At 40.7% G+C, this 20,327-nt stretch carries 19 protein-coding genes; 5 read left to right on the top strand and 14 right to left on the bottom strand.

Annotated features, from left to right (window positions below; genetic code table 11):
- A complete protein-coding gene (locus DQW11_RS14820; RefSeq protein ID WP_113924830.1) occupies positions 1 to 1,785 on the top strand; it encodes an adenylate/guanylate cyclase domain-containing protein in 1,785 nt (594 codons plus the stop codon).
- A 256-nt stretch (positions 1,786 to 2,041) separates the two neighbouring features.
- Here the strand turns inward: DQW11_RS14820 and DQW11_RS14825 are convergent, their stop codons facing one another.
- The 3 genes from DQW11_RS14825 to DQW11_RS14835 form a co-directional block, all read right to left on the bottom strand.
- Positions 2,042 to 3,427: a Gfo/Idh/MocA family oxidoreductase gene (locus DQW11_RS14825; protein ID WP_113924831.1), complete on the bottom strand. Its 1,386-nt coding sequence runs from the start codon at positions 3,425 to 3,427 to the stop codon at positions 2,042 to 2,044.
- A 123-nt stretch (positions 3,428 to 3,550) separates the two neighbouring features.
- Positions 3,551 to 4,735, bottom strand: a complete 1,185-nt coding sequence (locus tag DQW11_RS14830) for a Gfo/Idh/MocA family protein (RefSeq protein WP_113924832.1) — start codon at positions 4,733 to 4,735, stop codon at positions 3,551 to 3,553.
- 3 nt (positions 4,736 to 4,738) lie between these two features.
- Positions 4,739 to 5,653, bottom strand: a complete 915-nt coding sequence (locus tag DQW11_RS14835) for a sugar phosphate isomerase/epimerase family protein (RefSeq protein WP_113924945.1) — start codon at positions 5,651 to 5,653, stop codon at positions 4,739 to 4,741.
- 188 nt (positions 5,654 to 5,841) lie between these two features.
- Between DQW11_RS14835 and DQW11_RS14840 the strand changes: the two genes are divergently transcribed.
- Positions 5,842 to 6,201, top strand: coding sequence for a cupin domain-containing protein (locus DQW11_RS14840; protein ID WP_113924946.1), 360 nt, complete (start codon positions 5,842 to 5,844; stop codon positions 6,199 to 6,201).
- Between the two features lie 18 nt (positions 6,202 to 6,219).
- On the opposite strand, the gene DQW11_RS14845 is transcribed toward DQW11_RS14840, so the two are convergent.
- Positions 6,220 to 6,972 (bottom strand): SDR family NAD(P)-dependent oxidoreductase, encoded by a 753-nt coding sequence (locus DQW11_RS14845; RefSeq protein WP_113924833.1) that lies wholly within the window; start codon positions 6,970 to 6,972, stop codon positions 6,220 to 6,222.
- 363 nt (positions 6,973 to 7,335) lie between these two features.
- Between DQW11_RS14845 and DQW11_RS14850 the strand changes: the two genes are divergently transcribed.
- Complete coding sequence (locus tag DQW11_RS14850; RefSeq protein WP_113924834.1) at positions 7,336 to 8,202, top strand: AraC family transcriptional regulator; 867 nt, start codon at positions 7,336 to 7,338, stop codon at positions 8,200 to 8,202.
- Between the two features lie 90 nt (positions 8,203 to 8,292).
- Positions 8,293 to 9,069: a hypothetical protein gene (locus tag DQW11_RS14855; RefSeq protein ID WP_232826758.1), complete on the top strand. Its 777-nt coding sequence runs from the start codon at positions 8,293 to 8,295 to the stop codon at positions 9,067 to 9,069.
- A 20-nt stretch (positions 9,070 to 9,089) separates the two neighbouring features.
- Here DQW11_RS14855 and DQW11_RS14860 read toward each other — a convergent pair whose 3' ends face one another.
- The 8 genes from DQW11_RS14860 to DQW11_RS14895 form a co-directional block, all read right to left on the bottom strand.
- Positions 9,090 to 9,773, bottom strand: a complete 684-nt coding sequence (locus DQW11_RS14860; protein WP_113924835.1) for a CPBP family intramembrane glutamic endopeptidase — start codon at positions 9,771 to 9,773, stop codon at positions 9,090 to 9,092.
- A gap of 13 nt (positions 9,774 to 9,786) precedes the next feature.
- The gene (locus tag DQW11_RS14865) at positions 9,787 to 10,860 is read right to left on the bottom strand and encodes a Gfo/Idh/MocA family protein (protein ID WP_113924836.1); all 1,074 of its coding nucleotides are present in this window, start codon (positions 10,858 to 10,860) and stop codon (positions 9,787 to 9,789) included.
- 193 nt (positions 10,861 to 11,053) lie between these two features.
- Positions 11,054 to 12,667, bottom strand: coding sequence for a glycoside hydrolase family 99-like domain-containing protein (locus DQW11_RS14870; protein WP_232826759.1), 1,614 nt, complete (start codon positions 12,665 to 12,667; stop codon positions 11,054 to 11,056).
- Between the two features lie 89 nt (positions 12,668 to 12,756).
- The gene (locus DQW11_RS14875) at positions 12,757 to 13,725 is read right to left on the bottom strand and encodes a transketolase family protein (protein WP_113924837.1); all 969 of its coding nucleotides are present in this window, start codon (positions 13,723 to 13,725) and stop codon (positions 12,757 to 12,759) included.
- 2 nt (positions 13,726 to 13,727) lie between these two features.
- Positions 13,728 to 14,579 carry a transketolase gene (locus tag DQW11_RS14880; protein ID WP_113924838.1) on the bottom strand — a complete coding sequence of 284 codons (852 nt, stop codon included), beginning with the start codon at positions 14,577 to 14,579 and terminating at the stop codon, positions 13,728 to 13,730.
- Between the two features lie 9 nt (positions 14,580 to 14,588).
- A complete protein-coding gene (gene bcp / locus DQW11_RS14885; protein WP_113924839.1) occupies positions 14,589 to 15,038 on the bottom strand; it encodes a thioredoxin-dependent thiol peroxidase in 450 nt (149 codons plus the stop codon).
- Between the two features lie 29 nt (positions 15,039 to 15,067).
- Complete coding sequence (locus tag DQW11_RS14890) at positions 15,068 to 16,924, bottom strand: M23 family metallopeptidase (protein WP_113924840.1); 1,857 nt, start codon at positions 16,922 to 16,924, stop codon at positions 15,068 to 15,070.
- Complete coding sequence (locus tag DQW11_RS14895; RefSeq protein ID WP_113924841.1) at positions 16,911 to 17,522, bottom strand: fumarylacetoacetate hydrolase family protein; 612 nt, start codon at positions 17,520 to 17,522, stop codon at positions 16,911 to 16,913. The genes DQW11_RS14890 and DQW11_RS14895 overlap by 14 nt, the downstream gene beginning before the upstream one ends.
- Before the next feature lie 205 nt (positions 17,523 to 17,727).
- Here DQW11_RS14895 and DQW11_RS14900 point away from each other — a divergent pair, with 205 nt between their 5' ends.
- Positions 17,728 to 18,141 carry a GxxExxY protein gene (locus tag DQW11_RS14900; protein ID WP_113924842.1) on the top strand — a complete coding sequence of 138 codons (414 nt, stop codon included), beginning with the start codon at positions 17,728 to 17,730 and terminating at the stop codon, positions 18,139 to 18,141.
- A gap of 40 nt (positions 18,142 to 18,181) precedes the next feature.
- Here DQW11_RS14900 and DQW11_RS14905 read toward each other — a convergent pair whose 3' ends face one another.
- Together DQW11_RS14905 and DQW11_RS14910 are read right to left on the bottom strand one after the other, a co-directional pair.
- Complete coding sequence (locus DQW11_RS14905; protein ID WP_113924843.1) at positions 18,182 to 18,862, bottom strand: response regulator transcription factor; 681 nt, start codon at positions 18,860 to 18,862, stop codon at positions 18,182 to 18,184.
- Positions 18,859 to 20,325 (bottom strand): sensor histidine kinase, encoded by a 1,467-nt coding sequence (locus DQW11_RS14910; protein WP_113924844.1) that lies wholly within the window; start codon positions 20,323 to 20,325, stop codon positions 18,859 to 18,861. Before DQW11_RS14910 ends, DQW11_RS14905 begins: the two co-directional genes overlap by 4 nt.
- Positions 20,326 to 20,327: the final 2 nt, after the last annotated feature.

The following is a 20,327-nucleotide window of genomic DNA, read 5'->3' on the forward strand; positions in this document are numbered from 1 at the left end:
ATGATTTTTAATAAAAAGGTATATTACTCTTTATTAGCCTTCTATTTTTGCCTTTTTTTCCAAAGCGGTATTGCTCAAGATCAAAAATTAGCTGATAGTCTTGCCTTAATTTACAATCAGGGCACATTGCCCGATGCCGAAAAATTGGAGCTCCTGAGAAACCTTTCCTTCAATGAAATGAGGGATCTTTCGTTAGGTCTCAAGTACGCGGAAGAATTGATAAGCTTATCCGAGAAACTTGGAAATGACCTTTACTTATACCGGGGATATTTACAAAAAGGAAATAAAATCAAGTATCAAGGTGATTTTGACCTTGCATTGGATGCTTATTTCAAAAGTGTTGAAGTGGCTAAAAAAGCTGACTATAAAACAGGGGAGGGTTCTGCATATATGACAATAGCAGATATCTATTCCTCCTCCAACAACCCTTCAAATGCCATGCTTTATTACCATAAGGCTATTTCAACATTAAGGGAAACAGAGGATTCGGTAGCACTGGCCTCGGCAATTATGAATGCCGGGGATGAACACTTCAAAATCAAGAATTACGATTCGGCCTTGGTGTACTTCAGGGAATCGGAATTGATTTTCGAAAAAGCCGATTATCCAACAGGCAAAGCATTTAGTCTTGGGAATCTTGGAATGGTGTATGCCAATTTTGGACAAAGCGACCTTGCAGAAAAAAATATTAATGAGGCGATTTTGATTCTGGATGATTTGGAAAACTTTTATCCCATCTGTGCCTACCTCATCGCAATGTCTGATGTCTATTTGGGAAAAGGTGATGATGCCGAAGCATTGAATTATGCTATGAGAAGCCTTAAACTTGCCCAAGTCCATGGTCTCAAAGAGCAAATTTCGGATGCCAACCTCAAGCTTTCTCAACTCTATGAAAAAGCGGGAAATACCAGTGAGTCATTCAGGTATTTCAAGGACCACATTGCTTATAGAGACAGTATCAATAACCTGAATTCTGTCCAAAAAATGGCCGATCTCAGGACGGATTTTGAGGTTTCACAAAAGCAGGTTGAAGTCGATCTTCTCAATAAAGAAAAGGAGAATCAGAGGATAATTCTCATTTCTTTGGTCATCATAGTAGTTTTGGGAGTAATTATTTTGGGGACATTATTCTGGTATTTCAAAAATATACAAAAGGAAAAGAAAAGGTCAGAGACTTTGTTGCTGAATATTCTTCCTTTTGAAACGGCAAGAGAGCTGAAATTGAAAGGAAAAGTGGAAGCTGTAAAAGCCGAAAAGGTTACGGTTTTGTTCACTGATTTTGTTGAATTTTCTTCATTGGCTGAAAAAATAGAACCTGAAAAACTGGTAGAGAGCATTGATTTTTATTTCAAAGGATTCGATGAAATCATTTCTAAATATGGACTTGAAAAGATAAAAACCATCGGAGATTCTTACATGTGTGCAGGAGGAATACCCACTCCCATTAAAAACCACGCTATCAATATGGCCAAAGCGGCTAAGGAAATGATAGCCTTAGTGGAACGTGAAAAAAAAGAAAATGATGGCTTGCCGCATTTTGAAGTAAGAATTGGGATTCACTCAGGACCGGTTGTAGCCGGGATAGTTGGCATAAATAAGTGGCAATATGACATTTGGGGTGATACTGTAAACATCGCCTCAAGAATGGAGTCCGCTTCCCTTCCCGGCAGGATTAACCTGTCGGAAACAACTTATGATTTGATCAAGAATAATTTTCCTTGCGAATACCGAGGGGAGATCGAGGTGAAAAACCGCGGAAGTTTTAAGATGTATTTTTTAAATTGAGATGTATTGAAGAATTTAAGAGTATCCGCATTGTTGTTCGTTAGGCTTTATAGGAAATTATCGGATGCGGATACTCGTCCACGGACAACGGTCCACCGTCCACAGAACCGCTAATCATTCCCCAACCATTATTTGTTTGGCTACGTGCAATAAAGCGGACACGATTATAGAGATTTGATTTCAGGTTTGAATAAACAATGCCGGATAGCTTCAAACAGTCCGGCATTGTTGTTTCTGGTTTGATCGAATTATTTGTTCAACCCATCTTCATCGCAACAGGATCCCAAAGGATTGGTTTTTGCAAATCGATACTCAGGTTGCAGGCAAGGGAAGGGGCAGCTGCCCGTAATCCGAAGGAGGCATCCTCCAAGATGGGAGTTCCTGATCGGATTCCGTTGAAAAATGATATCAGATGGTCTAAACGGTCATCATAACCTTTTGGAGCGTTGAAATTTACTTCTTTTCCCATTTCATAACCTCCCTCTCCGTTGCCATAGGTCTCTTTGTACCACTTTTGGAAATCCTCTTTTTGTTTGGCTGAAAAGCTGTTAAACGAATCATATCCGCCAAATCCCGGTTCTGCGTGTCTTTTGATCGTGCTGACTTTAAAGTCATTCCATCCAATATCAATGACACCTTCAGTGCCATACACTTTTAGTCCAAATCCACCTTTGCCTTCACCGTCTGCGAGATTTACTCTGGTATAAACCTGAAATGACCCATGTTTCTCATTTTTTGGATAATCCATTAGGGCGTTGATAATATCATAGGCATCTCTGCCGTCTTTCCAAAATTTCAATTCCCCGATGCTGTAGATTTTATTTGGGCCATAAGAATCTGTAATGGTATGGATGCTTGTCAGCAAATGCACAATCAGATCACCTGCAGCGCCTGTTCCATAGTCCTTGTAATTTCTCCATCTGAAGAATCGCTTGGCATCAAAATCAGTTTTGGGGGCGTCTCCCAAAAAAGTATCAAAATCTACAGTAGCAGGGGAGGCGTCGGTGGGAATGGAGTATTGCCACGCGCCACGTGCATCGGAGCGGTCGCAGAAAGCCTGGACATAGGTAAGTTCACCGATCATTCCGCTTTGGAGGATTTTTCTTGCTTCCAAAATGGCCACAGAACTTGCCCGTTGGCTTCCAACCTGAAACACTTTTCCGGTTGCTTTTTGGGTATCAATGATGGCATGTCCCTGGGTGATTTGTTGGATCATGGGTTTCTCGCAATAGACATGCTTCCCCGCTTTCATGGCATCGACTGCCATGCGCTCGTGCCAATGGTCCGGAGTACATATCAAGACTGCATCAATGTCAGGCCTTGCCAATAATTCCCTATAATCCCTGGTTGTATAGAAATCCTTCCCCCATTTTTCTTTTGCGTATTCCAGTCTGCCTGTATACAAATCGCATGCACCGACCAATTCGACCCCATCTACCAAAAGTGCCGTATCCGTATCATAGTGGCCGATGATGCCTGCACCGATCAAACCGATCCTGATTTTATCATTGGAACTGACTTTCATACTGGATCTTAGCGCAATTGATTTGGCATTTGCCTCATTTTGTAATCCTGTACCCAATCCTGCCAAGGCCAAAGAGCCGCCGACCTTTTTCAAAAAATCCCTGCGTTGATTTCCCATTTTTTCTTTAAACTTTTATTTTAAAATATTTAATTCCATACTCAATTTAGGGAATTCGACTATCTGCATTTATTAATCAAATAATCTTTAACCAAATAACCAAATAACCTTAAACCACAAAACCTACCGCATCACAATCTCCCCGGTTTCTTTGTTCTTCAAAATCAGCTTTCTGTCTCCATTTGGCAGGATTTCTTCTTTGATAAACCAATGAAGGGCATCATGCTCCTGGTATACGGAAGGTTTGGTCAAGCCTCTTTTTCCCCTCCAAACAGGAAGTTGGACCGGTTCCCAAAGTTTTGTTTTGGCTGACTTGTATGCAGCATCGATGATGGCATTGACTACGTAGCCGTCGTAAAAAGTTTCACGCGGTTGGATCCCTTTTTCGAATGTGTCAAACATGTCGTTGAACATATTGGGATAGCCCAATTCGTGGGCTTCATCACCAACCGGAAACTGCCATCCTGAAGACGATTCTGCCTTTTCTGCTACATAATCATTTCCCGCACCACTAGTGAACATCTCAAATCCTGTCCTCAAGAAGGAATTGATCCAAATCGTGCCTTCCGTTCCCATCACTTCATCCCGCAAATCCATTCCTCCCCGAAATGTCCAGGAAACTTCAAATTGGCCAATCGCCCCATTTTCATATTTGACCAGACCGATGGCGTGGTCCTCTGCATCAATGGGTTTGACTTGGGTATCTGCCCAACACATTACTTCCACAGGCAAAACATCTTTTCCGATAAAATTCCTTGAAATCTCCACACAGTGACATCCCAAATCGAGAATGGCACCTCCACCGGCTTTTTCGATATCCCAAAACCAATCGGAATGTGGGCCTGGGTGAGTTTCCCTTGACTTGGCCCAAAGCACTCTGCCTATTGCCCCAGATTCCACGCTTTTGACAGACTTGAGAAATTTGGGTGTGTAGCAAAGATCTTCTAGGTAACCTCCAAAAACCCCGGCTTCTTCACAGGCCAAAGTCATCCGGAGTGCCTCTTCGGCATTTCTCCCCAATGGTTTGGTACAAAGCACCGGTTTTTTGTGTTTGACACAAAGCATGACAGCTTCTTCGTGGACATAGTTTGGCAGGGCGATGACGACAATATCGGTTTCAGGATGGGTGATGGCCGCCTCCATATCGGTGGTAGTATGGGGGACATTATAGTCCTTGGCAAATCTCAATGCAGTTTCTTCCTTTCGTGCATAAACGACTTTTACCTGGTCTTTTCCCCTTCTTCCTATCAGAGAATCTGCATAAAAGCGACCGATAAAACCTCCTCCGAGAATACAAATGTTTACCATGTTTTAGCTGTTAAAGAGTTTTTTGATTGCTGAGTAGTTGATTTTGTGAGCCTCGACAACGTTGTTGTTTTGGGCGGTCTTTTCTTCCAGACATTGCTCGATCACCAAATGGGCATTGATTCCCATTTTCTTGACTTCCTGCGCAAACCTGACATAATCTATATCACCTTCGGGTTGAAAAGTGTCAGTCCAGATTCCGTTTTGGGATTGTCTGAGGTGAAAAGATACAATTCTGTTACCGTACATTTTGAGCGTATCAAAAACCGCAACCTGTGAATTGCCCGAGCCCCGATAAATCCAATGTACATCCATGCAAAAGCCTAAATTTTCGGGTGAAGTATTCTGGAGGACATGGTGAAATTCCCTTGCCCCGGCCTGCAATTCCACATCATGGGTATGGTAGGCCAACTTGATTCCCATTGTCCTGAGGGATTTTCCAAGCTTATCCAAATGGCTACTTTGACATATGAGTTGATTGTCATTTTTGAGTTGTCCGCTTCCCCAACTTATCGGGTTGGGATTGGTCACGATGATTTTGGTACCCACTGGCTTGGCCTGTTTCGCTATTTCTAGAATTTGCGCAATTGATTTTTGGGCGAGATCGTCCTCATGCATCAGGCTGCCGACATAGATGGATGGCAGCTGAATCCGGTATTTTTCCAAAAATGGGATCAATTCCTGGAGATGGGTGGCATCACTGATGGAAGGCTCGAATGCCGGTATCTTGGTTTTGGCAAATTCTGACAAACAAGCGTCCCAATCTTTTCCCCATTCTCTACCTTCACGGTCGTAGAAAGTTACCCAGTTGTATTCATTGGCAGAAATCGGTAGGTTTTCTTCCCTTTCCAACAAAAGTTTTTGGCTGGAAAACAGTACAGCCAATCCGGGCAACATTCCTACAAAGTTTCGGCGGTTCATTGGGTTTGGGTTTACGCAAGTTGTAATTTTGAATATACCAAAAAATGGTTTGGTCCACAAACAGCAATATTGCAACCGGTTTGGTCAAAAACTGGCATAAGGAAAAATAAACCAAATTCGTATCATTGCTTCAATGGAAAAATTCCTTGTTACTCAATAATTATTTCCAAAACCAAAATTCTGATCCCATGCAAAAAGTCAATCTCTCAGAAAAATTTTCTCTCTTTCAGGATTATTGGAATCCAAGGATTGCGGGTGAACTCAATGGGCAGCAGGTCAAGCTCGTCAAATTCAAAGGAGAGTTTGTCTGGCACAAACATGACCACGAGGACGAACTGTTTTTTGTCGTCTCAGGTAGTTTCAGAATGGAACTTAGGGAAAAAGTTATTGACCTTCATGAAGGAGAATTTTTGGTTGTTCCCAAAGGGGTTGAACACCGGCCTGTGGCAGAGGAAGAAGTATCTGTAATGCTCTTTGAACCTGCCACTACTTTGAATACAGGAGATGCAAAAGGTGACTTGACAAAGGAAACATTAGATAAAATTTGATTCCCCGGCAATTTCTGATCATACTTTCAACCCCATAAAACCACCGTCGATATTGAAATTGCTTCCTGTGATGAAGGATGCTTCATCCGAACCTAAGTAGTAGACCAAGCCTGCGATCTCTTCGGGAGTTCCCATCCTGCCTATTGGTTGAGTGGCGGCCAATTTGGCAAACATTTCTTTTTCCTGTCCCGGGTAGTTTTTCGCCAAAAAACCATCTACGAAGGGTGTATGGACCCGACCCGGAGAAATTGAATTGCATCGGATATTGTCACTCACATAATCCCGTGCGATAGAAAGTGTCATGGAATATACTGCGCCTTTGGTCATGGAATACGCAAATCGATCCGGAATACCTATAATGGCTGCGACAGAACACATGTTGATGATACAGCCGCCTCCATTTGCTTTGAGTTTGGGAATAGCAGCCTGACTACAGGTGAATACACCTTTTGCATTGACTTGAAATACCCTTTCAAAATCTTCCTCTGTGGTATTTTCCAAGTTTCCTATATGAGAGATTCCTGCGTTGTTGACCAACACGTCGATTTTATCAGGCAATCTTTCGAAAGTCTTTTTGACCTCCTCTAATTTTGAAACATCGGCTTGGAGGAAAGTAACTTTATGGCCTTTTTCAAGAAGTTCTTTTTCAACTTCATTTCCTAAGGGTTCATTATAATCAAGGAAATACACGTTGTTTCCTTTTGAAGCAAAAAGCTGGGTGATAGCCAAGCCGATTCCACTTGCCCCACCGGTGATAATGATGTTTTTCATAAGCTAAATATAAGAATGTGATTCGAAATAAGTAACCTGTGGTGGAGTGGGGGAGAGGCTATTTTGAAGTTGGTGGGTAGTAATTCTCCTTTTTCTTCAAGTCTCAAAATGTAAATAATTGAAGTCATCTTTCGGAAGACCAACTATTTTAAATTAGAAAGCAACAGGTGATTTGGATTAGGATTTTTGCATCAACGGGCACCGATAATTAATATGCAGTTATAAGTATTAGTTAATTATATCCAAAAGATATCAAAATATCGATATTTTGAACAAAATACAGTCAGAATAAGCAAAAAAACAGTAAGATTACAAATTGATTAATGTGGAATTTAAATCTTCGTAAGAACCCCAAGATTCGACATGAAAGCAAAATTACTTGAGCGGAGGAAGCCTTTTGACAAATCCTTTATCTCTGCCATCCACAACTACCCGCATTTTCTCAATATCTGGCATTACCATTCCGAGCTGGAATTGGTATGTATGATCAAAAGTACGGGTACACGCTTTGTAGGCGACAGCATTCTTCCCTTCTCTGAAGGAGAATTGGTTTTAATAGGAGAAAATGTCCCCCATATGTGGCAAAATGACAAGGCATATTTCGAGAAAGAAAGTGTTCTGACTGCAGAATCCATCACACTGCATTTCAGAAAGGATTTTGCGGGGGAAGGATTGATGGATATCCCTGAAATGATCCAAATAAAAGGACTGTTTGAAAGGGCATCGCAAGGAATTCTCTTTGGTGGTGCATTGAAAGAGTCAGCCAAAGAAAAAATGCTTGCTATCCACCACGCGGAAGGTTTCCAAAGGTGGGTTGGATTGATGCAGTTACTCCATGAATTATCTGAGGAAACCAAATATTGCTACCTTTCTTCGAAGGGTTTTCAACATCCCAAAGAAAAAAACGGCGATAGCAGAATCGATAAAGTATATTCATTTACATTCAACAATTTTCATAGAAACATCACGTTGGAAGAGGTAGCGGACCTTGCCAATCTCAATCCAACGGCGTTTTGCAGGTTTTTTAAGAAAAACACCAAGAAAAACTATTCCAAATTCCTAAATGAAATCAGAATAGGGTATGCCTGTAAGTTGCTTTTGGAAGAGAAGATGAATATTTCGGAAATAGGCTATGAATCAGGGTTTAACAACCTGTCTAATTTTAACAGACAATTCAAGTCTTCCATGGGTTTGTCACCCACTGAGTACCTTGCCAAACACCAACCTTAATTAAAGTATTACTTTAATTGAATTACACTAACTAATTGGCATAAAATTTGGTATAGATTCTCTCCCGAGATAATTACAAACCAAATAGCCATGAGAAAAAAATTAAGCAGTTACACTTTTTTGATTTTCATTGTATTGGGATCCTGTATGACGGGTTCGGAAGATGAGGATCTCAGCCCGGTTTATGAAGATTATCTTGTCTTGATGGCTATCGATGAAAGCAGCATCGACAATGGAAATGAGCCAAACAACTTTTCTGAAACAGATGTTAACGATCAGATTGCAGCAGTGGGCCAAAGAACACAACTGAAATTTTTTAAAGATAATGTGGGTAAGACCATTGATCTACATACAGGACAGGTGGGTGATGAAGGCTGGTTTACTCTAAAGAATATTCCAAATAGGTGGGTCAATGCCGGACCTATTGATAATGGTGCCAAGAATTATCTCATTCCCGGTCCGGGATTGGGTGCTCCCAATATTGACAATGACCGTGAAGTGCTATTGGATGAAATACCTTTGGTGACTCCTATGAGGGCAACGGGATTGAAAATGCTAGTTGGTTCCAAAGTTTTGGCGGTGGTTTATGACGGTGACATCAATGTTAACTATTCGCCCTTGGAAGGCAATCTTCAGGGAGCCAATCTGGGATTGGTTGCATTTGAGGTAATTGAAATAAAAACAAACACAGCCGGAAGCGATTCAGATTTACCTGTAGTAACCATTAAAATATTAAATGTAGATTCCATCAGTCAGTTTGGAATTGTTCTTTTTTCAAACGCACCTGAACCACAGTCCTCTTCTGTGCCCAAAGATATCAACCCACCTGCATCAGTGGATTTGCCGGTTTTTGTGTTGGCAAATTGACCTTTGATTTTCCTTTAATTCTATTTTTCAAATCCGGTTTTGAGTTTCCTTGCAAAAAAACTTGCCTCGTAGCCAAATGATAGAGAAAGGTGAATGATGATAGCCGGCCAAACATTTCCAAAGTAGACTACCATCAAGCATAAGATAACACCGAATAAAATGCTTCCCAACGCTTCTTTTTGTCCGCCTAAAATATGGATTAGAGCATAAAAAAAGACATTAATTCCGATTGCCACTGGTATGGAAAATATAGAAGTCAAATCATCCAAAAAGTAGCCTCTAAACCATATTTCATAGGAAATTAGAAAAAGAAAGCGGAAGATAAAATAAGTCAAAATGACAACAAGGGATGGATTTGGGAGAAGATTTCCAGAATTAACATCCAACTTTTTTGATTGTGATCTACCTGCTAAAAATGCCAAAGCAGAAAGTCCAAAAACCAAAAGCAACTGGATTGTACTGACAGGATTTTCATCAGAAGCAAAAAGTAAAGAAAGGCTATGCCGTGACAGGATAGTTGGAACCACTGCCCAAACCATAATCCCCCAAGTCAAGAGAAAAAAATGGAGGCTATTGTATTTGGCCCAACCATTTTGAGAAAAAAACTTGAGGCTATTTTTACTATATGCCCACCAACTCACTAAAAACATGCTCAAAAAAGCAAATCCGTGATAAACGAATCCTAGGCTTGGCATGTCCATCATTTTATAATTGGTTTTAGAGGAAAACTATATTTCCGGATTTAACAGATTCATCACAGGCGAAGGCAATCCTTAGGCTATTGATGGCATCTTCCAAATGATCAGTCAGGTCAATGTTTTGCTGGATAGCCTTAAGGAAATACTCTTGCTCCCGGTCACAAAGACCTTGATGATCAGGTTCATCCGTCATATCGATCCAAAAATCTTTTTTTGTAAAATGATTTTTTTCATCTAAATCAGCATGATGGACTTTGATGCTTTCGGTTTTGGTATGGGAATCCACATTGTCTGATTTCCCGGCTGACCCCGCTGATTTTGCTACGATTGATACTGCCCCTTTTGGACCAAAGACATCCTTGATGAAAAATGCATTGTCGGAAATCATCGGCCCCCAACCTGCTTCATACCATCCTACTGAACCGTCCTCAAACCTGATCTGAAGTTGGCCATAATTGTAATTGTCAAGGGGTATTTCATCAGATAACCTTGCCCCGATAGCAGATACAGAAACCGGCTTTGACCGGGTCATTTGGCACATCACATCAATATAATGAACGCCACAATCCACAATCGGACTCAAACTTTTCATGAGATTTTTGTGCACATCCCACATATATCCATGACTTTGCTGGTTGAGGTTCATCCGCATGACTAGAGGTTTGCCGAGTTTATGTGCTTCTTGTATAAACCTTTCCCAAGAAGGATGATGTCTCAAAATATAGCCTACAACCACTTTTTTATTGGCTTTTTTGGAAGCGTCTATGATTCGTTGTGAACCTTCTACAGTGTCGGCCAATGGTTTTTCGATAAAGACATGGCAACCACTTTCCAAAGCTTTGATGGCCATTTCCTCATGCGTATCGGGATAGGTAGAAATACACACCGCATCCGGTTTTGATTTGTTCAGTGCCAATTCAAAATCATCGAACAAGTCATATTTACTACCTAATTTCTCATTCAGTCTGACTTTACTTTCTCCTCTTGCCACAAGGCCACAGATTTCAAATTCAGGCATGTTGTGGTAGGAAGTTGCATGGGAGGCCCCCATATTTCCGCAACCAACTACAAGGATTCTTATTGGTGTCGACATTTTTTATCCTTTCTAAAATTATTCAGTATTGTGTATGAACTCAATGATGCAAATTATAAGGTAATTCAATATAAATCTTGCTAGGAGATTAGAATTGTCCGGTTCATCGGTCTTCCGACTTCGGTCTTCCGTCCCGTTTGTAGAAGAATATCACTTTAATGAAAAGAAGCGGAAAATCATATTCCAAATTATCTCAGTTTTCCTTTACAAAAACCTCTTTGATGGCCTCTAAATAGTCAAATCCGTGACCTTCGGTTGGTTCGATATGATTGCCTTCAAGGTATTCATTCCAGCAACATATCATCACAGTGTTTCCGTTTGATGACTTGTACTTTTCAGAAAATTTTTGAGCTTCAAGAAGCTTGGCTTTGAATGTTGACTTGGTACTGTGGACATTGTCTTTGTAAGGCTCGCTTGGGAAACCGGTTGTCTGAGGCCAAGTGCCTCCCATAGGCCGCATATCCCAACCCATTGCCACAGGAATCTGATATTCAAAGTTGGGATCATTTTTAAACATCTCAGACCATTTTTGCCAATGACTTTTATAATTGGTCCTCATGTCACTGTATGACCGGTTGTCTTTGTCCATATAAGTATGGTATAAATAAGCAGTCATTCCTTCAAATCCCATTCCTTTCAATCTTGGGACATATTCCTGCAATAACATTTTGTTTATAAAGTTCCCGCCTTTCCAAGGTTCTTTTTGATTGGTAGCTTTCCAATTTGTAGGTAATGCATATATTCTTTCTCGTTCAGTCATAGCACCGGCAGCAGCAGCAATGAATTTAATACCTTTGTATCCGGCTTTTTGGGCCATTGCTTTGGACCGGTCAAGAAGCTCTTTCATAGAAATTCCATAATATGCTGCTTTTGTCTCCATGTCTTGGGGAAAATAGAAATAGACAATCGGTCTACCGCTTTCGTCTTTGAGATAATCTTTTCTATTAAAATATTTGTCTATCCAAAGTTGGGTAATTTTGTCATGGACTTTCAGGAAAAGCTGCTTGTCAGGAACTTCACCTTCATAGTTTCTTCCGGCAGCAATACTTTGAGGAGAACCGATATCCAACCAATTCATCCATTTTTCGCCGTTGTCATCCACCCAATTGATGGCCCATTTCATTTGCTTGTCTTCGGGTAATTTTTCATTCTCACTCAACAACACAGTCAATTGTTCATTCCATTGTTCGATTCCGGGTACTTCAACCCTACCGGCTCTAGCCGGATCAGTCTTCCATCCGGAAGGATAGTAAGTATTTGCCTGCGGGGCAAAATTCAGGTGATAATAGTAATGCCTTCCAAAAAACCAGTCATAGGCAAAAAAATCGATGCCATAGTTTTTCATATATTCCAGTTGCTTTTTGGCAACTTCAGGATCATTTCTTTTATAAAATCCTTTTAAACTTGGATGGGGCTTTCTTTCTAAAAATGGGCCTTCATAAGGATTTTGAGCATTGTAAATCCTTCCTTTCGGTCCCCACATTTCAGTATTATTGAGATGACCACAGTTCTCCTTCCCTGTGAGACAAGCCCAAAAGCTATCGATATCCTGATTGGGATCTGCGGATAGATTCCATGATGGCATGAAGTATACTCCTACCAAATTCTTTTTTTCCAATCTTAAATTTGCCTCTTTTTTGTCTGCAAGAGCAGTTAAAGAGTAAAAGTTTGAAGCTAAATCGGTTGCTTCCGGTTTGAATCCTAATTCAAGTGATTTGGATTGCAGTGCTGTTTTTTTTGAAGAACAGTTTTCGGGACCAAACATGAAAAGGGTCAAAATACAAAGTAACGGCAGGGATTTCATCATGATTATCATGTTGGGTTAAGGATTACCTAAAATTAAAAAAACCGTGATGGAAAAGCCACCACGGTTTCAGAATTTTACGGTTTTATGTTTTATTTTCTTGAGATTGCTTTTTTAGCAGCTTTCACAATATTTTCAGCATTCAAACCATATTTTTCCAATAATTGAGTTGGCGTACCTGATTCTCCAAAGGAATCCAATACTCCGATATATTCTAGCGGAGCTGGGCTGTTTCTTGCCAAAGACTGTGCAATACTATCTCCCAAACCACCGTTGATCTGATGTTCTTCTGCGGATACCGCACAACCCGTCTTGGCGATAGATGCCAATACTGCGGCCTCGTCGAAAGGCTTGATGGTGTGGATATTGATCACTTCTGCATAGATGCCTTCTTCACGGAGCATGGCTTCTGCAACAACAGCCTCCCAAACCAGATGACCTGTAGCAAAGATGGTTACATCTTTTCCTTCGATCATTTTCCATGCTTTACCGATTTCGAATTTTTGGTCTGCCGGCGTGAAAATTGGCCAAACAGGACGTCCAAATCTCAAATATGCAGGACCGACATGGTCTACCAAAGCTAAAGTTGCGGCTTTGGTCTGATTGTAATCGCATGGATTGATGACAGTCATATGCGGCAACATGCGCATCATGCCCACATCTTCCAAAATTTGGTGTGTTGCTCCGTCTTCTCCCAAAGTCAAGCCTGCATGGGACGCACATATTTTGACATTTTTGTCAGAATACGCTACAGATTGCCTGATTTGATCATAAACCCTTCCTGTGGAAAAGTTGGCAAAAGTACCCGTAAAAGGAATTTTGTCTCCAATAGCCAAACCTGCAGCCAAACCTATCATGTTTGCTTCAGCGATACCTACCTGAAAAAATCTTTCAGGAAATTCTTTTTGAAAGGCCCCCATTTTCAATGATCCGATCAGGTCAGCACAAAGTCCTACGACATTTGGATTTTTGCGGCCTGCCTCAAGCAATCCGTCACCGAATCCTGAGCGGGTATCTTTTTTTTCCGTGAAGGTATATTTTAAGTCTAAGGTCTTTTCCATGATTAATAGTCTCCTAAAGTTTCTTCCAATTGTCCCAAAGCATTTTCAAGTTCAGCATCACTCGGTGCCACACCATGCCATTTATGAGTGCCTACCATGAAATCCACGCCATATCCCATTTCGGTATACAACAGAATCATCACAGGTTTTCCTTTTCCGGTAAGGCCTTTTGCTTCAGCCAGGCCATTTACTACTGATTCTATATCGTTTCCTTTTTTTATTTCGATCACATCCCAGCCAAATGCTTCCCATTTTGCTCTCAGATTTTTCAAATCCATGATTTTTGCAGTTGGACCATCTATCTGCTGCCCATTATAATCAATGGCCGCAATCAGGTTGTCTACTTTGTGGTGCGCAGCATACATACCGGCTTCCCAAACCTGACCTTCCTGTTGCTCGCCGTCACCCATCATCACATAGACAAGCTTGTCGTCCTTATCGATTTTTTTGGCTTGGGCAACACCGATGGCTACAGAAAGTCCCTGTCCCAATGAACCGGAAGCGATTCTGATTCCCGGAAGTCCCTCATGAGTAGCCGGATGCCCCTGAAGCCGTGAATTCAATTTCCTGAATGTCCCCAATTCCTCTGTGCTGAAGTATCCGCTTCTGGCCAATACACTGTACCAAAGTGCAGAAACGTGCCCATTGGAAAGAAAGAACATGTCTTCACCCTTGCCATCCATCTTGAATTTGCTGTCGTGCGTCATCTCATTGAAATAGAGCGCAACAAAATATTCAGTGAGGCCTAGGGCAGCGCCAGGGTGTCCTGACTGTACGGCATGAACCATACGGAGGCAATCCCTTCTAACTTGAGAACAGATTTGTTTGAGTTGATCGATAGATTGTTTTTCCATTAGTTGGAATTATTTGAGTATTTGATTGGTATGGTTTTTAGTATCCACTTTTTCGATTATTTCTGTCAAAATCCCATTTTCATCTATGACAAAAGTGGTTCTTGCAGTTCCCATATACTTTCTGCCATACATGGATTTTTCTACCCAGGTGCCGTATGCTTCATGGACTTTGAGGTCTTCATCGGCAATGAGCGGGAAGGGGAGGTTTTGTTTTCCGATAAACTTGAGGTGTGATTTTTCGGAATCCGAACTTACTCCAAGCACGATAAAACCTGCTTTTTGCAATGCTTCATAATTGTCTCTGAGGTTACAGGCCTGTGCTGTACATCCCGGTGTGGCGTCTTTTGGATAAAAATAAAGGATAACTTTTCTTCCTTTGAAGTCGGAAAGTTTGATGATGTTTCCGTTTTGGTCTTTTGCTTCAAAACTTGGTGCCGGATTTCCTACTGCTAATGACATAATGTTTTTTGTTTAAAGTTGAAGATTGATTAAAGTTTGGTTGTATAGCGTTTTTCATTCCCTGCCATATCCCTTACTATCAATAGAACTTCTCCTTTGAATGGTTGTTTATCTAATTTTTCAGACCAGATCACACTTTGTTTGTGTTCATACCTCATGAGTATCCATTTTCCGTCCACATAAGCTTCAAAATCTTTGATCCCGGACTTATCATCTTTGATCACAAATCTCAACTCTGAGGCATTGACCCTGACCGGGGCAATCGTGGGGGCGGACCTATCGACGTCCAAAACAAAAGTACCAAAATTTCTGGTTTTGAATCTGATATCTTCCGATTCCCATTCACCACCAACGAAGGATTTTCGTCCATTATCTGCCTGAAAATAGACATGGGTATTTTTTTTGTCTCCTAAATATCCGGTATTTCTGATAAGTACTTCCATGTTGCTTTGAAGGTATTCAGAGGGGCTGTTGATTCTGATGGATGGCCCATTGCCATTTTTTTTCCTTTCTATGCGAAGGTAGAGATCATCCAAAAGTGTGTTTTCTGAAAATTTGATTTCGACATCATTATTTGCAAATGAGATTTCTTCGCCAAAGGGAATTTTGACAAGAACCCCCGGTTTTATGATTTCTGTACAAAGGTCTACCGAGTCAGGAACACCATAGCGCATATCCCAAAAGTAGTTTCTTCGGCCATCTTGGATATAGGCAGGAGGGATTTCCATTTCATGACTGTTTACAAAAACCTTGGCCAAAGTACCCCATTCTGAACCGGCAGTCTGAATCACCATCACTTCTCTATTGAATGATATATTGGTAGTCTTATTTGCAGAAATGGCTTGGCTTCCTATCTGGGTTTTTGAATCTTCTCCCTCGACCTGCAGACTTAGAACCCGTGCATTGCCGAAGTAGTCCTTCATCGTGACTTTCAGCTGCTTTTTCTCCCCGGTTTTGGCAGAGATGGCGCCTGCTGTCAGGGAATCAGGTTCGTAAATCTTGAGTTGGTTGTTGGGATATTGGTATAGCCTGATAAACCTGTTTTGGTACATATGACTCAAAAAGAACCTCCCTTTATTGAAATCGACATGGTCAACATTGATACGGTAAAGAGGTTTTTCGTTTTCGAGCATTTCTATGACAGGAATTCCAAAAACATTATTGACACCGTCCATTTTATCCACTGCATAGATTTCTACACCAACCCGTCCGGTAATTTTTACAGGCTGGTGGAGAATATACCTTCCGCCTTCGATGATGGGGGTAAATTCTTGTCTTTGGTATCGGCCATTGACCCTAGCATCAGAATCGAGTGGGCTTAGGGCGATTTTGTATAAAACCGGAGGTGTTTTGTCCACTACTTCTTTGAACCCAAAAATAAATGGGTCTATGGCCCTGTCAAGGCTGTCTCTGATTTCAAAATGCAAATGCGGTCCACCCGAACTCCCTGTATTTCCACCGTTTCCTATGATTTCGCCTTTTTTGATGGGGAGGAATTCAGGATCCGGAAATACTTCCAATTCGTTTTTCTGGGCAAAATACATCTCCTTCCGCATGAATTCCATGATTTTAGGAGAAAGATTCCGGAGATGGGCATAGACGGAAGACTGGCCGTTGGTATGCTTGAGGTAGATGATATTGCCATAGCCAAAGGAAGAAATTTTGATCCTGTACACGTATCCATCAGATATAGCGAGAATCGGTTCTCCATCGACACCGCCGATTTTGACGTCTATTCCTGAATGGAAATGGTTGGGACGGATTTCACTGAAATTTCCTGACAAGAGATTTCTGCTTCCGGGCTTGACCGGAAAAAGGTATTCCTGGGCATGGAGGAGGAAAGGAAAAAATAAAAATAAAATGAGGAGGTATTTACTTGACTTCAAAATCCAATAGCTTTTTGTCTTCTATAAACGCTTCTAACCTATCTCCAACAGAGACTTTTCCAACCCCCGCAGGAGTTCCTGTAAAGATGAGGTCCCCTTTTTTCAAGGTGAAAAATTGGGATACATATTCAATGATTACGGCAAAATCAAACAGCATCATGGAAGTGTTTCCTTTTTGCCTCAGCTCCCCATTGATATGGAGGTGAAAGTTGATATCTGCAAAATTTTTGAACTCCGACACAGGTAAAAATTCCCCGATGGGAGCGGACCCGTTAAAAGCTTTGGCGATTTCCCAGGGAAGTCCTTTTGCTTTGCACTTATCCTGCAGGTCTCTTGCAGTGAAGTCAATCCCGATCCCGATTTCATCAAAGTACCGGTCAGCAAATTTTTTTTGGACATGTTTGCCTTCCTTACACACCTTCAAAACCAATTCTACTTCATGGTGGATATTCTCCGAAAAGTCAGGATGGTAAAAGGGAGCGTTGCTTTTGAGAACGGCTGTATCAGGCTTCAGGAATACAACAGGGGCGGAGGGGCGCTCGTTTTTCAGTTCCTCGATATGTTCCGCGTAGTTTCTTCCGATGGCAATAATCTTCATAAGGGAAGGGGAATTTTGACTAGGGCAAAGAAAGGGATTTTTTGTGGAAAGACATAAGGGTTTTGTCCTTCAAATCGATTAATGTGAATTTAAAAATGACTGATAATTTACCATAAAAGGCACAAAAGGTAATTGTTTAAATAAACGTTTATTTTAATGTTATTTTTTTACTCCAACCTATTTTAGCAAGTCAAAATTTGCCTAAATGATAACAAAAGGATATTTGACTGATTTGACTTACAAAGTAAACGGCGCTGCAATTGAAGTTCATAAACGATTGGGTCCAGGATTACTTGAAAAATTCTATCAAAGTTGTTTGGAGGTTGAACTTGAACTTAGGGGAATCAAATTTGAATCAGAAAAATTAATGGATTTTGAATATAAAGGGAGAATAATAAACTCAACTCTAAGATGTGATTTACTGGTTGAAAGTATTTTGGTTGTTGAATTGAAATCAGTAGATAAAATATTGCCCATTTTCGATGCACAGGTTTTATCTTATATGAAAATTTTGAACTCACCTAAAGGGATATTATATAATTTCAATGTTTTTCACCTTTATGATGAAGGCCAAAAAACTTTTGTAAGTGAATCCTACAGGTATTTACCTGAAAAGTAATTTTCCATTTTTCTTTTGTGCCTTTTGTGGTAAAATCATTTCAAACTGAAAAGTAATACCCTATCCCTTTGATGGTGATAATCTGTAAAGTAGGATCCGGCTTGATGTAATCACGGAGCTTGGTAATGTAAACGTCAAGATTGCGGGAATTGAAATAACTGTCATCTCCCCAAAGTTTGATCAGAATATCTTTTCTCTCTACTGTTTGATTGGTATTTTCCAAGAGCATCATAAGGATACCTGCTTCCTTGTATGAAAGCCTCTTTAAGTCACCGGATGGGTTTTTCAGTTCAAATTTGGAAGGAGAAAATGTAAATTTTCCAAAAACCAATTCCTGTTTTTGACTATTGCTTTGACCTTTGGTCAGGCTGAGTAAGTTTTCAATTCTTACGATTAACTCCTCAAGACTGAAGGGTTTTTTGAGGTAATCATTGCCTCCCGTCTGAAATCCTTTGACCACATCCTGTACCTGGCTTTTTGCAGTCAGGAAAATAATAGGAATGGCGGGCGATGATTTTCGGATTTCATTGGCAAGGGTATAACCATCCATTTTGGGAAGCATGATATCAAGCACACAAATGTCATAGGAATCTTTCTCAAAAAACCTGAGGCCTTCAAGCCCATCCTCAGCCATGGTTACTTGGTAATTTCGGCTTTGGAGACTTTCTCGGACAATCTTTCCCAAGGCCGGTTCATCTTCTACATATAATATCTTGGTCATACTTTTGGCAGTTGGACGATAAAAACGGATCCTTTTCCGGGCTGGCTTTCCAAGAGGATTTTTCCTTTGTGAAATTTGATTATTTCAGCTACCTGGGCCAAGCCTAACCCATATCCTTTCACATCGTGAATGTCTTGCTGGGGCACACGGATAAATTTTTCAAAAATGTCCTTTTGGTAAGACTCGGGAATGCCGATACCTTTGTCTTCGATTTTTAGAAGAAGGAATTTAACATCTTCTACTAGAGTGACTTTGATAAAAAGACGGTCCTTGCTGTATTTGATGGCATTATCAAGCAGGTTGAATATTACCAAAGAAAGTTGTTCTGCATTTCCTTGGACGTTAAAGTTTGTACCCTTTTCTACCAAAGAAAATTCAAATCCTTTGGAATCCAAGATCGGTTTAAGGGTATTCAGGTTTTCAACCAAAAGATTGCTTAAGTCCAATTTGGTCAATGCTTCCGATTGGTTAGATCCCAATACTGATGATTTTAGGATGTTATCAGTCAAGGAAGTCAGCCGTTTCAGTTCATTTTTTGCGATTTGAATATACTCTTCTTTGGTCGCGGGATTTTCATTTGCACCGAAGTTTTGAAGTGATTCCAATACGACTGATACTGTCGAAATAGGTGTTTTGAGTTCGTGGGTAATGTTGCTGATGATGTCGTTTTTAATGAGATTGAGTTGCTGCTGCTTGAGCATATTTCTGAACATCATGATCAGCGAAAAGCTTATGAAAGCCAATACCGTCACCGCGAACAGGATCGGTGGAAGCATTTTTTTTAAAAAATACCCTTCAATGCCCTCAAAATAAGCCTGAACCCTCAGACCTGGAGGAATCGGGATTTCATCCAAAATAAGAACGTGATTACCCAATGAATCAAAATCATCGAATCTTAAAGCTTTCCTGATTTTTGAATTAAAAGGATATCCATTTTCTTCCAAGATCTGATTGAATTTATGGTTGATGGTTTCTATGTCAATGGTTTCCTCATTGATCCTAAAAATGAACCTGTTTGTAGCCGGTATCGTGTCGATTTTTTGCATCATCGGCCTCAAAGTCTTCTTTAATGAATCAATATCGATGGGCTTGCCCCGGGTTATCACCCTGATTTGTTGGATTGAATCAGGATGTAAACTTTCCATTTTGATTGAATTTTGCCTGATGCCATGAACTTCTATCTGAATAGCTTTCACAGAATCTCCAGGTATATTGGATTCCATTTGTCCCTGCCAAAATAATGAGTCACTTGGGAAATTTTGGATTATTGCAGGGCTCAGGCCTTTTACCATCATCGAGTCCAACATTCCTGTGACGGTATTCTTAAACAATAAACTTGTTTCTTGTCTGAAATTTGTACGGTAATCCCGGTAAACCGACCTCAACCAAAAGAGCTGCAATACCAAGAGCACCATAATGCTGGTCGCCATAAGTGCCAAATACAGACCGTTTTTATTTTGCATGA

The organism is Cognataquiflexum aquatile, assembly GCF_003316845.1.
In the GTDB taxonomy this organism is placed as follows: domain Bacteria; phylum Bacteroidota; class Bacteroidia; order Cytophagales; family Cyclobacteriaceae; genus Cognataquiflexum; species Cognataquiflexum aquatile.